This is a genomic window from Kitasatospora sp. NPDC058046, from assembly GCF_042885595.1.
Classification (GTDB): Bacteria; Actinomycetota; Actinomycetes; order Streptomycetales; family Streptomycetaceae; genus Kitasatospora.
The window spans coordinates 300,276-314,368 of the sequence record NZ_JBHVRS010000007.1 but is presented as its reverse complement, the minus strand read 5'-3'; the positions used below and the strand labels follow the sequence as shown (position 1 = coordinate 314,368).

Genomic DNA, 14,093 nt, shown 5'->3' with positions numbered 1-14,093 from the left:
GTGTCGGTGCGTCCTGTGGTCAGTGCGTCAGGTCCACCACGGGACCGGTGAAGGCCCCGTCGCCGGACACCGTCAACTCGCTCGGCACGCCGTCCACTTGGACCCGGGCCAGGTACACCGTCGGCCGGACGCCGGTGACCGGCACCCGGACCGCGTACGGGTCGCTGCGCGGCTGCGACGGCACGGGCGCGCGGAACTGGTAGCTCGCCCCGGTGCGCCCGGTCGGCGGGCTCAACTCGTCCAGCAGCAGCAGGACCTGCTGGTCGTCCCGGAGCGGGAGGTCCAGTCGGACGTCCACCTGGGCCGAGACCCCGGCCGGTCCGTCGGTACGGTCCGCCGTACCGATCGGCGCGGCGATCCGCGGCTGCCGGGCGAAGGTCTGCGCGTTGGACTCCACGGCGAGGTGCTCCGCGGCGGGCCGGCCGTCCAGCGCCAGGCCGTGCAGCACCTGCAACTGGTACACGCCGGGCGGCAGGTCCGCCGGGACGGCGACCACCAGCCGGTCGTCCCGCACACCGCCTGGGGCGACCGGCACCCGGCGCCCGCCCAGCCGGGCCACGACCAGCTCCGCGCGCAGACCGGAGCCGACCACGACCAGCTCCCGGTCCCTGGTCACCGGCCCCTCCTCGGGCGCGCCGGTGGACCCGGCCGGGCGGGACAGCACCCGCTCGACGACCGGCCCGCGGGACGGCACGGCCCGGACGGTGCGGCGCAGCACCGGCTTGCCCGCCACCGGATCGACCTTGCCCTCCACGAACACGGCGGTGGCCTGATAGGTCACGGACAGCGCGTAGGGGGTCTGGAGCAGCGTGCTCCACAGCTTGGACATCTCGTCGACGTCCATCGTGGTGGGGGTGAATCGCACCCGCTGCGGCGAGGCGGCGAGGTCCGTCCCCACGAGGTACGGCTGGGCGGCCGCCTCCTCGATCAACTGCCGCGACAGCGCGGGCTGTTCGGTCAGTGTCCGGACCACGCAGCCGAGCAGCCGCTGGCCCACCAGCTGGGACTCCTCGCCGTAGCAGCTGATCAGGTAGTGCAGGTCGAGGGCGGCGGCCGGCCGGGTCAGCACGGTGCCGTCCGTCGCGCGGGTGGGCGCGTCGTGGTTGCGCAGCGAGGCGTTGGGCGTGACCTGGTAGAGGAACACGGTGATGGTCGGGTCGGCCGGCGGCTCGGTCGGCGGCTTGCGGGTGCCGACCTCGACCGCGAACGGGATGTCGGGTGAGAGCGCGCGGGAGACGAGCAGCCGCAGCGCCTCGGTCACCGTGGCGATCGCGAGGTGGTTGCTCATGCGCCCGCCTCGCTTCGCCCGGCAGGGGCGTGTGCCCGTGCGCGACGTGTGACGGCCCGCAGGCCCACTCGCCTGGTCATGGCCGCTCCCGGTCGAGGTACGCGCCCAGGTCGAGCGCGGGGGAGGGGCGGGCGGCCGCCGCCCGGCGCGGGCCGGCCGGGGCGCGCTCCGCGGCCCTGACCTCCACCCGCCCGATCTGGACCCGGACCACCCGCTCGGCCGGCCGCTGCCGGCCACGCGCCGCCTGAGCGGCGGCCCGAGCGCCCGCGGCGGCCGGGCGCCGGGCGGCTGGCGCGACGCCGAGCCGTCCCGTGGCCGGTGGCGGGGCTGCCGCCTGTTCCGGGCCCGGCGGCCGGACCGGTGCGGTGACCGCCGGTACGGCCGCCGGGCGGGCGGCCGTACCCTCCGTCCCGGGCCCGGCGGCCGCGGCCGGCGCGACGCGAGCGGGCGCGAGCGGGTGCGTGACCAGCAGCGGCGTGCGCGGCAGCGGGAGCGCGGCCGGAGGAGTCGGCGGCGCCTCGCGGAGCGCCGGCCGGAGCGGCCCCTCGGACGGCAGCGGACGCGGTGCCGCCGACGGCCGGGGGAGTGGCGCGGGCCCGGGCTGTCCGGCCTCCCGGCCCGACGCGGCGGCCTCCCCGACGGGCGGCGGCGCCGCCCCGAGCGTCTCGATCCGTTCGAACGGCCCCGGCAGGCGCGGCCGGACGCGGACGGTGTCCCCGCCGGGGCCGCCCTTCGCGACCAGGCGGTCGAAGTAGTCAGGCATCTGCGCACAGCTCCAGGTAGTAGCGGCGCCGCAGCGGGCTGAGCGCCAGGACCTCCGGCTCGCTCCAGCCGTAGGCGGTGGCCAGCAGGTGGACGTCGAGCAGGGTCGCGCGGGCCCAGGCGTCCAGCTCCTCCCAGAGGTAGGAGGCGATGTCCAGTTCGGCGAGGGCCTGCCGGCCGCAGTCGGGGCAGCCGAGGTTGAGCCGGACGTCCGCGCAGGGGTCGGCCGCGGCGGCGGCCTCGGCCACCTGCCGCTGGACCGGCTCGGGGAGCCGCCGGGCGGGCACCGCCTCCCCGTCGTGCTCGGCGCTCAGGACGCAGCGTTCCAGCAGGACGGTCCTGGCCTCGCCCGCGGGGGCCTGTTCGGCGGCGGCCAAGTCGCCGGTGGTGGGCAGCCGGAAGCCGACCCGCCAGCCGTCCGACTCCACCCGCAGCGGCCCGGCGGCCGGTCGACCGGCACCGACCACCTGTCCGGCGTCGAAGTCGAACTCCATCTCCTCGGCGCAGTCCGGGCAGCCCACCCGTACGGTGAGCTGCTCGCCGAACAACTCGCCGCGCAGGCCGAACAGTTCGGCGTCCCGCTCGCCGACCGGTACGGCCAGCAGCTCCTCCGGCCCGGCGGCGGGCCGGGCGACGGCGTGCAGCAGCAGGGCCCGCCCGCTGCGGCCGGCCGCCACCCCGGCCTCCCAGGTGGCCAACAGGGCCGCCTCCCCCGCGAGTTCCATCGCGCTCAGGCCCCTCAGGCCGGCTGCTGGAACGAGGGCTCTTCCGGCTCGGGCGTCTCCTCGTCCCGTTCCCAGCCCTCGACCTCCAGCTTGAGGCTCTGGATGGCCACCGCGTTGGCGTTGGCGTCCAGTTCGCCCAGCACCTGGTACTCGCTCGGCCAGGCCCGGTACAGCTTGTGGGCGACCGCCACCTGGCCGGCCTCGTTGAGCACCTGGATCACCAGGTCCTTGCGGAAGTCCCGGAGCGAGACCTCCGCCCCGCGGCCCGCGCCGACCATCCAGACCTTGTTGGCCCAGCGGTCGAACTCCGGGTCGTGGGTGACCCCGCGCTCCAGGGTGACCGCCTCGAAGTCGGTGCGGCCCGGTGACTTGCGCGGCGCGCTCGGATCGCCCCCGCTGCGGTGCTTCACCACCTCGGTGGTGCGCTTGAGCGGGCTGATCTTGCTGATTCCGGCGACGACCCGTCCGTCCCAGACGACCAGGAACTTGAAGTTCTTGTACGGATCGAACCGGTGCGGATTGACGGTGAACTCGACCATGGAGATCCTAAACCTCGAACTGTCCGGCGAGTTGCTCGATTTTGACGATCACGAATTCCGCGGGCTTGAGCGGCGCGAACCCGACCACGACGTTCACCACGCCGCGGTTGACGTCGTCCTGGGTGGTGGTGTCCCGGTCGCACTTGACGAAGTAGGCCGAGCGCGCGGACGTGCCCTGGAACGCGCCCTGCTGGAACAGCGAGTGCAGGAACGTGCCCACGTTCAGCCGGATCTGCGCCCACAGCCGCTCGTCGTTGGGCTCGAACACGACCCACTTCGTGCCGCGGTAGAGGCTCTCCTCCAGCATCAGCGCGAGGCGCCGCACCGGCACGTACTTCCACTGCGAGCCGAGCACGTCGGCGCCGGCCAGGGTCCTGGCCCCCCACACCACGGGGCCCACCACGGGGAACGTCCGCAGGCAGTTCACCGCGAGCGGGTTCAGCAGGCCGTTCTCCCGGTCCGTCATCGGGACGGTCAGGGCGCGCACCCCGGGCAGGCCGGCCTCCGTGCCCGCCGGGGCCTTCCACACGCCCCGCTGGCCGTCGGTGCGCGCGATCACCCCGGCGACGGTGCCGGACGGCGGGAAGGCGCGCAGCCGTCCGGTGAGCGGGTCGACCAGCTCCAGGTGCGGGAAGTACAGCGCCGCGTGGTCGCCGCGCACCGAGTCGAAGGCGGACAGGCCGGCCCGGGCGGCGTCCAGCGTCGTCCACGCCTGCGGCGAGTCGACGATCAGGAACATCCGCTTCTCCACGCAGAGCGCCTGGGCGGCCGAGACCACCGTGACGGCGTCGTCCACGTCGGCGTAGCCGGCCAGTTCGGGCAGCACCAGCAGGTTGACGTCCTGCACGTCGCGCAGCGCCTGGATGCCGGTCTTGCCCGCCTCGCTGCCGATCAGGTCGGTCAGCCCGGGGGCCCCGCCGTCCTGGCCGCCGGCGAGCGCGAAGACCGGCGGGCTGACCGAGCCCTCCAGGCCGAGGTTGTTGGCCGCCTCGCCGAGGAAGCGGACCACGTCGGCCGGGTCGGTGGAGCCGGCGACGGCCTGGAGCTGCCGGCCGAAGGCGGTCACCCGGGTGCCTGCGAAGACCCGCCTGCCCGGGGCGTCGGGCAGCGCGCGGAGCTTGCGTTCGAGCAGCAGGGCGAGCTCGGTGACGGTGGTCGGCGCGGCGCCGTCCACGGCCGGGTCGTGGATCCTGACCGTCCGCGTGACGTCGCCGATCTTCACCTGGACCTCGTGGGTGAGGTCGGGCAGGGCGGCCGCGAACGGCTTGGACACGGTGCCCACCGGGTCCGGCCGGCTCGCCGCCCGGACCTTCACCCGGACCACCGCCGAGCCGCTGTTCACCACCGTCTCGGCGAACCGCGGGCTGCCGTCCTGGACCGACAGGTCCGCGAAGGACTCCCGGACCGCGCCCGAGGTGTCGAACACCTGGAGGTTGAACGTGTCGCCGGGCGTGGGCGTCCGGTAGTCCACGGCGACCCGCAGCGTCCCGCCCCAGAGCCCCGGCTCGACGGCCGTGACGTCCAGGACCGGGGTCGCGGTGGAGGTCTGCGTCGAGGTGAGCGTGGCGGCCGCGGCGGCGCCGGTGCCGGCCGCCGCGACCCGGACGACGACCGCGACCGAGCCCCCGTTCAGGAAGAACTGCTGGACGGCGTAGCTGACCGGGCTCTGCGCCGCGAGCCCGCCGAAACGGCGTTCGAAGTCCGCGAAGCTGGTGATGGTGACCGGCTGGTCGAGCGGGCCGCGCCGGGTGGCCCCGACGAAGGCGGTCACCGAGGTGCTCACCGCGGTGATGGTACGGACGCTGCTGGGAAGTTCTTCGATGTAGACGCCGGGGTAGGTCGGTATCGTCGGCAAATTCCCCCTCCGTTCACTTCGTGCATCAAGGGACCGATGGTGCCCGATGCAGTGGTGGCAGGCTCAGTTTCATAATCGGGTGACTATTCGTCAAGGCCTGAACTGAGAAACTTAATTGTATTACTGCGCCTATTTCGTGGGGTTGCGGAGCAGGGAATTCCGCAACCCCGGGTCGGTCTCCCGTCCGGCCGGTCAGCCGCCTTCGGGCAGGTTCCGGTAGTCGGGGCGGGCGGCCGGTGGCGGCGTGGGCGACTCGGTCGCCGTCGGTGCGGCCGGTGCGGTGGCCGCCGTGGTCGGCGTGGCCGCTACCGGCTTGGCGGCCGCCGGCGGCTGGTAGGACGGGGGCCTGGCGGCCCCCAGGAACCAGCCCCAGGTCGCGCCGAACCGGTGCTCCAGGAAGCGGAACACCGCGTAGTAGGCCGTACCGAAGCCGGTGACCAGGGCGGAGGTGACGGAGGCGTTGTCCAGGTGGAGGCCGAGCCGCGCCGCCTGCACCGCCAGGAACGCCACGATGTAGGGCACACAGGTGCGCCACAGGGACAGGGCGATTTGGTACATCGATCCTCCTCGGACGACGTCGGCCGGTGACTGCGGAACAGCCGGCGACCGCGGATCGGCCGGTGGCCGTGGATCAGCCAGTGACTGTGGATCGGCCGGTGGCCGTCGATCAGCCGGTGACCGTGAAGCCGTGCGCCTGGCCGAGCCGCGTCAGCGAGTCGATGCCGGGGATGCCGTCCGCCTGCTGCCCGCTGTACCCGTACCGGCGCTGCAGGGCGGCGTAGGCGTCGATGGTGCTGGTCCCGAACGAGCCGTCGACCCACTGCCCGTCGAGCAGCCCCTCGGCGCGGAGCGCCTGCTCCACCGTGTACACGTCGTCCGGGTACGTGGTGGCGCCCTGGGCCGCGTCCGGGTCCTGGCGGGCGGCCGCGACCACCCGGGACTTCGACACCTCGGCCAGCGGGACGGCCCCGCCCAGCAGCCGGCGCAGCGAGGCCTCGCCGGGCACGCCGTCCGCGTCCCCGCCCGAGTACCCCAGACTGCGCTGGTAGTCGGCGTAGTTGAGGGTGTCGGCGTCGGTCCAGTCCGGGCCGGGGCCCTGGGTGTAGTGCGAGCCGAAGTTCGCCGCCACCAGCGCCTCGCCGACGATGGTGACCTGCGGACCGTGCGCGCCGTAGCCGTACGACAGGCCGCCGACGCTGCTCTGGTAGCGGGCCGGCGTCGGGTCGGGCTGCGGCGCGGGCTGGGACGGCGGGGTGACCACCGTCCCGGACGGGCGCGGCGCACCGGACCGCACCCAGGCGTACAGCGCCGGGCCGGGGCAGTCGGTCGAGTAGCCGTCCTGGTGCCCCTTGATCTCCGGGCCCGCCGGACCCTGCTGCTCGCAGTACTCGATCGCGTCCCGCAGCCCGTTGAGCTGCTCCGGGGTCGGCTCCGTCGACCCGGAGGAGCCGACCAGCCCGCACACCGCGTAGTGGGCCTCGTTGAGCGGGACGTCGCCGTTGGCGCTGTTGCGCCGGTTCAGGCCGCGGCCCTCGTACACGAAGCCGTGCTCGCAGACCACGAAGCTGTAGCCGATGTCCGACCAGCCGTCGTCGTTCATGTGCGAGGCCTGGAGGCGCCGCACGTAGGCCGGGCAGGTGTCGTGGGTGTCGAAGGCGTACCGGGTGCCCAGGTAGTGCACCTTCACCCCCGCGCGCGCCCCGGCGTACGGGATCGAACCGTTGGGCTCGCGCCATGCCCGCGCGCCCCACTGGTCCCGGCTCACCAGCTGCAGCCCCGGCCAGTCGGGCACCGAGGGCGTGGGATTCGGCGTCGGCGTCGGCGCGGGCGTGTCGGGGGCCGGGGCCTGGCCGCTGCCGGCCCACGCCCTCAACTCGTCCAGCGAGCCGTTGAAGACGTCCGCGTCGAGCGGGTCGTCGCTGTACTGGTGGAAGCGCCAGGACGCCTGGACGCGCGGCGAACCCGGGGACACGTAGTCCGCGATCCACAGGAAGTCGCCCGCGTTGTCGTCCGTCCGGAACCAGTAGTCCCGGTTGGTGTAGAGGCCGACCAGGTGGTCCGGGTAGCGCTGCTTGACCGCCGCCAGCCACTGGTTCTTCGCCGCGGTCGCGTCGCCGTCGGCGACGGACTGCCCGTACGGCTCGAAGTCCAGCACCAGCAGCTCGCCCGCGGGCACCTGCCCGACGACCCGGCAGAAGTGCTCGATCTCGCCGTCGACCGGGTTCTCCGCGTGCAGGAAGTGGTAGTGCCCGACCACCAGTCCCCGCCCCCGGGCGTCCGCCAGCTTGTCGGTGTACCCCGACTGGCCGGTGCGGCCGCCCTCGGTGGCCTTGATGAAGACGAACTCCGCGTCCCCCGGAATGCCCGACTGGAAGTCGGAGACGTCATAACCCTTCGCGTATGCCATCAGGAAGCTCCCCCTTCGCGCCGATGGCAGCTACGGCCGACCCGCCCGGGCCCGAGCCCGGGACGCGACGCCGACCGGAGCGTCATGCCCACCTCACCGTACCCCTCGGTATGCGTCAACTCCCTTGAAATACAAGGGATCTACGCACTTTCGCCGCATCCGGGAGTGGGCCGTTCCGGGCAATATGCCACTGGCACTGGAGGGTCGTACGCCCTGTCCTGCCCCGGTGTGCAGCCGAGGCTGCCGGGACCGCCGGATCCGTCGGCCGGCTCCGATCGGGGTGCGCGGGGAGGGTGCGCGAGGAGTGCGCGCGCCCTCCTGAGGTCGTACAGGAATCAATGATTCCGGAAATGCTCGATCGCTCACCAAGCACCGGTCACCCCTTGTTGTGACCTTTACCACAGCTTGATGCGGCGGGGCGGATTCCCCTATCGGATTCCCGTGGCCGGATCGTTCCATGATGGCCTGATGTGACATGACCATTCGTCAAACATTGAAATCGAATGGCAATGTGGGCGCCGTCGTACCGACCCTTCTGCACCAGGTGTACTGATCGTGTACACGACGAAGAATGGCTGAACTGTGCGCATGACCCGTTCGGATCGCAACGACGCGACCACGCGGCCCCGCCTCGCCGGCGAAAAGCTCACTCTGGAGGAGTTCTCCGAGCTCGCCGGCCAGGTCGGGGGCTATCCCTATGTGAAAGTCGTACTCGACCGCGACGAGTCGGTGCTCCACTTCATCGACAGCGCCGACGGCACCCTCCACGTCCGCTACATCGCGTGCGAGATCCTCGGCATGTCGATCGACGAACTGGCGCGCGGACTCGATTCGTTCAATGACGACGTGTACCGGAATCCCGACCGTCGCTTCTATCTCGGCACCCTCGCCCGCCACACCCGCCGCGCCGCGGAAAACGGCCACGAGGCCGACACCTTCCTGTCCCTGGAAACCGTCGACGTCGACACCATGTCCCAGGACATGCTCCGGTTCTTCTACCACCGGGTGCGCGAGCACATCGACCCGTCGCTGCCGCTGGTCCTCAAGCCGGCCGGTCACGAGCAGGAGGGCTACCTCGCCCGCATACCGGAGACCGAGATACCGCGCGTCCTGTCCCACGAGCTCTACTCCGCGGCCTCCTACGTACCGCTGAACGCCGGGACCGCCCACGGACGGCTGCGCGTGTTCGGCTCGGAGGACGAGTACCGGGCCGACCCCGAGCCGCTGGAGTGGCGCGACATCGTGGTGATGCCCCGGGTGCCCGAGGACATCCCCAGGGTCTCCGGCATCATCCACACCGAGCACACCACACCGCTCTCCCACATCAACGTGATGGCCGCCGGATGGCGCATCCCCAACGCCGTCGGCGTCGAAGCCGCCGAGCGCATCGACCGCGCCGGGCTGCGCGACCGATGTTGGGTGCACTACCGCGTCGAAGCCGACGGCGGAGAGCTCCTCCTCGAAGCCGCCCGGCCCGGCGACCGCGAGGAAGCCCCGCCGACCCCGCCGGCCGACCGCGTCGCCGTGGACCTGCCCGACCTCACGCCCACGCCGGTCACCCCGCTGTCCGCACTGCGCGAAGGGGACCACGTCCGGTTCGGCACCAAGGCCGCCAACCTCGGCGAACTCACCCACCTGCTCCAGCACGGCTCACCGCGCTGGCTCGGCTTCTACAGCGTGCCCCGGCCGCCCCGGGACAACCTGCTGCGCTACCTCGCCCGGCAACTCGGCGCCCCGGAGGACGCGGACAGGACCGAACTGGACGCCGCCGCGCAGCTCCTGGTGAAGGAGTACGCCCACGTGCCGCGCGGCATCGTGCTGCCGTTCTCCCTCCAGCAGCGCTTCCTCGACTCCTCGGCGGAGCTCCGCACCGCCGTCGACCGGCTGGACTCCGTCCTCCGGGACGGGACTTCGCTCCACGAGGGGACGCGGATCGAGGAACGGATCGAGGAACTCTGCCTCGACGCCCAGCGGCTGATCCGCGACACCCCGCTGCCCGACCCGATCCGCACCGAGATCGACCGGGCGATCGACCGGCACCTGTACGGCGCCCGCGTCCAGGTCGTCCGCAGCTCCTCCAACGCCGAGGACCTGGCCGGCTTCTCCGCCGCCGGACTCTACGAATCGGTGGCCGACGCCAGCGGTACGGACGCCGTCCTCGACGCGGTCCGCGAGGTCTGGGCCTCGCTGTTCTCACCCCGCGCGGTCCTGCTGCGCCGCCAGGCGGGCATCCCCCTGGACCACTGCCGGATGGCCGTGATCGTCCAGGAACAGGTCGGAGCCACCGTCGGCGGCGTCCTGGTCACCTGCAACCCGCTGAGCCCGCAGGACTTCCGCAACGTCTACCTCAACATCTCGCCGCGCTCCGTGACCGACGTGGTCTCCGGCCGGGGCGCCCCGCTCCAGTACCTGTGCAACACCATGGAAGGCGGCAGCCGCACCGTCTCGCTCGGCACCGCCGGCACCGACCTGGACGCCGGAACCAAGGACCTCGTACGCCGACTGGCCCTGATCAGCAGGCTGCTGCAGTCGCACTTCTCGCCCGACGAGACGTACGCAACCCCGGTCGACATCGAGTGGGCGATCGAGGGCGACCAGATCAGCCTGCTGCAGCTGCGCCCCTTCCGCACCGCCGGCTGACGTGGCCGGCCGACACCGTCGGCTGATGTCGCCGGAACACCGCACGGGCCCGCGCACGAGCGCGCCCGTGTGCCCCTCCGCGCCCTTTCCCGCGGCCGCCCACGAGTGAACTTCCCTCAGGAGCAAGTACGTTGAACCGGATTCTGTACGTCTACGTCAAGGGCGGCGCCCCGCTGGAGTACGCCTTCCCGCGCATCGCCGCCTGCGGGGAGCTGCACGTCCTCGCACTGGCGCCGCTGCCCGCGTCCGGGGAGGACGTGTGGCGGCCCAGCTGCACCAGCATCGAGCTGGTGCCCGAGGCGCCGCGCGGGGACGACCTGGTCGAGCTGATCGTGGAGTACGCGAAGGCCATCGGAGCCGACGCGGTGCTGACCCTCTCGGAGTTCGCGGTCCTCGCCGTCGCCCAGGCCGCGATCCGCCTCAACCTGGCCGGCCCCGGCGAGGGGATCGTCCGCGCCAGGGACAAGCGGCTGATGCGCGAGGCCTGGGCCGCCGCCGGGGTGCCGATACCCGCGTTCCGCCGGGTCGACAGCCTCGCCGACCTGGACACCGCGCTGGCCGAGTTCACACCCCCGCTGCTGCTCAAGCCGGCCTGGGGTGCCGGCTCGGTCGCCCAGATCGTGCTGGACAAGCCCGAGGACGCCGCCCCGGCATGGGCCGAGATCGAGCGCGGACTCCAGGCCGGCAGCCGGGTCGGCATGAACGAGCTCTACGCCGCCGACACCGACCACGACCGCCTCGTCGAGGAGATCGCCCAGGGCTCCACCGAGGGTTGGTACGAGGAGCCCGGCTACGGCGACTACGTCAGCGTGGAGGGGATCGTCGCGGACGGCGTCTACCGCCCCCTGGCCATCACCGCCAAGCTGCCGACCGTACCGTCCTTCGTCGAGGTCGCCAGCACCTCGCCCTCCGTCATGACGGTGCCGGTCCAGCGCCGGATCGAGGAGGTCTCCCGACAGGCCGTCGACGCGCTCGGGCTGGAGAACTGCGGCACCCACACCGAGCTGAAGCTGATGAAGGACGGCGAACTGGTCGTCATCGAGACCGCGGCCAGGTTCGGCGGCCTGCTCACCACCAGGCAGGTCCACGAGGTCTTCGGACTCGACCCGATCGGCATGCTGGTCCGCCAACTGCTCGGCGAGCGCGTCGACTACCCCGAGGCCATGCCCACCACCGGCACCCGGGCCGCCGCGTCACTGGCCGTCGTCCCGGCCGACGCCTCGGGCGTGCCCTGGCAGAGCACCCCGCTCTGGAACCCGCAGGCCGTCGACTGGCAGAGCCTGCTCTCCCCGGGCAGCACCATCGAAGCCGTCCCCGCCTTCGCGATGCCCGCCGGCCGACCCGTCCCCGCCTTCGACCCGTCCGCCGGCTCGCGCAACTGGCTCGGGGTCTACCTGCTCAGCGCCGTCGACGCCGCCACCCTGCAGCGCGACTGCAACGCCGTGCTGAACGGCATGGAAGCCGCCCTGCACCGGGCCGCCTCCTGACCCCCTTCCTCCTCCGATCCCCTCCCTCTCCCTCTTTCTCCTTCTCCCCGAGGTTCCATCATGCGTGTACTGTTCGCCGGCGCACCCGGCCTGGGCCACCTCTTCCCGCTGGTCCCGCTGGCCAGGGCGATGCGCGAGCTCGGCCACGAGGTCGCGGTGGCCTCGATGGACGGCGGCGAAGGGGTCGCCGCGTCCGGGCTGCCGTACCTGCCCATCGCGCCCGGGGTCGACTGGCGCAAGGAGATCAGGGAGGCCGGCCGCACCCGGCGGCCCGACCTGATGCGGCGGGTGGTCGAGAGCAACTCGGCCGACCGCGAGGCCTTCGTCCCACTGGCCGCCCACGTCAACAGCCGGGTCGCCGACGAGACGGTCGAACTCGCCGCACAGTGGCGGCCGGACCTGGTGGTGTACGAGTACCAGTTCCCGGTGGCTTTGCTCGCGGCGACCCGCCTCGGCGTGCCCGCCGTCCAGCACGACCTCGGATTCGCCCGCACCCCGAAGCTGCGCGCGCTGATGCTCGCCGAAATGGCGGACACCTTCGCCCGGCACGGAATCGACCGGCTGCCCGACCCGGCGGACACCATCGACCTCGCGCCGCCCAGTATGGCCGGCGACGAGCGGTACGGCTCCTCGATGCGGCCCGTCGCCTACAACGGCGAAGGCGAACTCCCCGCCCAGCTGGCCGCACCCGCCGACCGCCCGCGCATCGCGGTGACGCTGGGCACCGTCCCGCCCAAGACCGACGGCCTCACCAGGATCGAGCGCGTCATCGCGGCAGCCGCCGACATCAACGCCGAGTTCGTCCTCGCCACCGGCGACCTCGACCTCGGCACGCTCGGCAGCCTGCCGGACAACGTCCGCCCGTACGGCTGGGTCCCCTGGCAGGCCCTGCTGTCGACCTGCGCCGCCGCCATCCACCACGGCGGCAGCAGCACGGCCCTCGGCGCCCTCGACGCGGGCATCCCCCAGCTGGTCCTGCCCGACGGCTCCGACCGCTTCATCACCGCGGCTGCCGTCCACCAGCGCGGAGCCGGCCTCAGCGCGACCGCCGAGGAGATCACCCCGGCCCTGCTCCACCGCCTCCTCACCGACGACACCCTGACCCGCGCCGCCCGCGAGGTCAGCACCGAAATCGCGGCGATGCCCAGCCCGACCGCCGTGGCGTCTCACCTCATCACCCTCGCCCGCCGCACCCCCTGAGCCACCCCGCCCGGCAACTCCCGAGAGCCTGCCCCGAGATCCCCACACCAGTTGGCCGCCGTGAGACAGGGGCCCACTCGGTCAGCACCGAGACGCCACAATGAGAGCCCCCCGGCACGCGCCGGGGGGCTCCCTTTCTGCGCGGGCCTACCAGGTAGAGGAGCAACCCCCGCGAGCGCGGGGCCGACAGCACCCGGGCCAGCCTGCCCAGCGCCCTGGTGGAGCAATCCCCGCGAGCGCGGGGCCGACACTTCCTGACCTGCGGTGATCTGCGTCAACTGGCGCCGGTTGATTCAGTTCGATTCGGTGGGCTTCCCAGAGCAGACCTCATCCGCCGATCGTTGTCTATTTGTGAATCCAAGGTCGATTGTCAGGGCCTCGATCTACGCTCCGAAGCGTACTCGGACATGGAGGTCGAGACATGGCCGATGACCGCTGGCAGTGGTACCCGGCGACAGCAGCACCGCCCTCGGCGCACTCGACGCGGGCATCCCCCAACTCATCCTGCCCGACGGCTCCGACCGCTTCATCACCGCAGCCGCCGCGCACCAGCGTGGCGCAGGCCTCAGCGCGACCGCCGAGGAGATCACCCCGGCCCTGCTCCGCCGCCTCCTCACCGACGACGCCCTGACCCGCGCCGCCCGCGAGGTCAGCACCGAGATCGCGGCGATGCCCAGCCCGACCGTCGTGGCGGAGCTCCTCACCACCCTCGCCCGCCCCACCACCTGAGCCAGTCCGCCCGACGCCCGGCGCCGTCCGCACGGGGAACCCCCTTTGTGCGGATGCCGCCCGGCGCCAACGCGCCTTCCCGTCCGGCACCTTCTAAGCGCCTGCATCGCGACCCCTACGCCCGCCTGCCGACGTACGCCGAAGGCCCCCTTCTGCGAGGTCTGTCAGGCAAGGGAGCAACCCCCGCGAGCGCGGGGCCGACAGGATCACGCCGAGACGGTTGGCGTCCCTCCGGGAGCAACCCCCGCGAGCGCAGGGCCGACGTACGGCCAGAGAGCGATGTCGATCAGGCCACGGAGTAACCCCCCGCGAGCGCGGGGCCGACTTCCTGGGGTTGCACGGGGGCCGGGGTGATGCAGAGCAACCCCCGCGAGCGCGGGGCCGACGACGACTACCCGGGGATCTGGGCGCCGGGCGAGGAGCGACCCCCGCGAGCGCGGGGCCGACGTGACCAGGGAGTC

Annotated in this window: 11 protein-coding genes; 4 read left to right on the top strand and 7 right to left on the bottom strand. The window is 72.8% G+C overall.

All coding sequences use genetic code 11. From position 1 onward, the window contains the following. Nucleotides 1-19 precede the first annotated feature (19 nt). From ACFVU7_RS17700 to ACFVU7_RS17670, 7 genes are all read right to left on the bottom strand, one after another. Nucleotides 20-1,288, bottom strand: a complete 1,269-nt coding sequence (locus tag ACFVU7_RS17700) for a DUF4255 domain-containing protein (RefSeq protein ID WP_388045855.1) — start codon at nt 1,286-1,288, stop codon at nt 20-22. A 76-nt stretch (nt 1,289-1,364) separates the two neighbouring features. Continuing rightward, the gene (locus ACFVU7_RS17695; protein ID WP_388045852.1) at nt 1,365-2,051 is read right to left on the bottom strand and encodes a hypothetical protein; all 687 of its coding nucleotides are present in this window, start codon (nt 2,049-2,051) and stop codon (nt 1,365-1,367) included. Beyond that, nucleotides 2,044-2,775 carry a hypothetical protein gene (locus ACFVU7_RS17690; protein ID WP_388045851.1) on the bottom strand — a complete coding sequence of 244 codons (732 nt, stop codon included), beginning with the start codon at nt 2,773-2,775 and terminating at the stop codon, nt 2,044-2,046. Before ACFVU7_RS17690 ends, ACFVU7_RS17695 begins: the two co-directional genes overlap by 8 nt. A 14-nt stretch (nt 2,776-2,789) precedes the next feature. Then, the gene (locus ACFVU7_RS17685; RefSeq protein WP_049649365.1) at nt 2,790-3,314 is read right to left on the bottom strand and encodes a phage tail protein; all 525 of its coding nucleotides are present in this window, start codon (nt 3,312-3,314) and stop codon (nt 2,790-2,792) included. Between the two features lie 7 nt (nt 3,315-3,321). After that, the gene (locus tag ACFVU7_RS17680; protein ID WP_388045849.1) at nt 3,322-5,169 is read right to left on the bottom strand and encodes a phage tail sheath family protein; all 1,848 of its coding nucleotides are present in this window, start codon (nt 5,167-5,169) and stop codon (nt 3,322-3,324) included. A gap of 192 nt (nt 5,170-5,361) precedes the next feature. Further along, nucleotides 5,362-5,727, bottom strand: coding sequence for a hypothetical protein (locus ACFVU7_RS17675; RefSeq protein WP_388045847.1), 366 nt, complete (start codon nt 5,725-5,727; stop codon nt 5,362-5,364). Between the two features lie 109 nt (nt 5,728-5,836). After that, nucleotides 5,837-7,576 carry a peptidoglycan-binding protein gene (locus ACFVU7_RS17670; RefSeq protein ID WP_387823794.1) on the bottom strand — a complete coding sequence of 580 codons (1,740 nt, stop codon included), beginning with the start codon at nt 7,574-7,576 and terminating at the stop codon, nt 5,837-5,839. Between the two features lie 588 nt (nt 7,577-8,164). Here ACFVU7_RS17670 and ACFVU7_RS17665 point away from each other — a divergent pair. From ACFVU7_RS17665 to ACFVU7_RS17650, 4 genes are all read left to right on the top strand, one after another. Beyond that, complete coding sequence (locus ACFVU7_RS17665) at nt 8,165-10,216, top strand: PEP/pyruvate-binding domain-containing protein (protein ID WP_388045845.1); 2,052 nt, start codon at nt 8,165-8,167, stop codon at nt 10,214-10,216. Nucleotides 10,217-10,347: 131 nt separating this feature from the next. Continuing rightward, the gene (locus tag ACFVU7_RS17660; RefSeq protein ID WP_074006016.1) at nt 10,348-11,703 is read left to right on the top strand and encodes an acetyl-CoA carboxylase biotin carboxylase subunit family protein; all 1,356 of its coding nucleotides are present in this window, start codon (nt 10,348-10,350) and stop codon (nt 11,701-11,703) included. A gap of 60 nt (nt 11,704-11,763) precedes the next feature. Further along, nucleotides 11,764-12,903, top strand: coding sequence for a nucleotide disphospho-sugar-binding domain-containing protein (locus ACFVU7_RS17655; RefSeq protein ID WP_388045843.1), 1,140 nt, complete (start codon nt 11,764-11,766; stop codon nt 12,901-12,903). 441 nt (nt 12,904-13,344) lie between these two features. Further along, nucleotides 13,345-13,632 (top strand): nucleotide disphospho-sugar-binding domain-containing protein, encoded by a 288-nt coding sequence (locus ACFVU7_RS17650; protein WP_380741972.1) that lies wholly within the window; start codon nt 13,345-13,347, stop codon nt 13,630-13,632. Nucleotides 13,633-14,093 lie beyond the last annotated feature (461 nt).

Excerpts from the sequence above, each read along its gene's own strand:
- ACFVU7_RS17695 (WP_388045852.1), bottom strand. The coding sequence starts at position 2,051 with ATGCCTGACTACTTCGACCGCCTGGTCGCGAAGGGCGGCCCCGGCGGG.
- ACFVU7_RS17685 (WP_049649365.1), bottom strand. The coding sequence starts at position 3,314 with ATGGTCGAGTTCACCGTCAATCCGCACCGGTTCGATCCGTACAAGAAC.
- ACFVU7_RS17700 (WP_388045855.1), bottom strand. The coding sequence starts at position 1,288 with ATGAGCAACCACCTCGCGATCGCCACGGTGACCGAGGCGCTGCGGCTG.
- ACFVU7_RS17670 (WP_387823794.1), bottom strand. The coding sequence starts at position 7,576 with ATGGCATACGCGAAGGGTTATGACGTCTCCGACTTCCAGTCGGGCATT.
- ACFVU7_RS17690 (WP_388045851.1), bottom strand. The coding sequence starts at position 2,775 with ATGGAACTCGCGGGGGAGGCGGCCCTGTTGGCCACCTGGGAGGCCGGG.
- ACFVU7_RS17675 (WP_388045847.1), bottom strand. The coding sequence starts at position 5,727 with ATGTACCAAATCGCCCTGTCCCTGTGGCGCACCTGTGTGCCCTACATC.
- ACFVU7_RS17655 (WP_388045843.1), top strand. The coding sequence starts at position 11,764 with ATGCGTGTACTGTTCGCCGGCGCACCCGGCCTGGGCCACCTCTTCCCG.
- ACFVU7_RS17665 (WP_388045845.1), top strand. The coding sequence starts at position 8,165 with ATGACCCGTTCGGATCGCAACGACGCGACCACGCGGCCCCGCCTCGCC.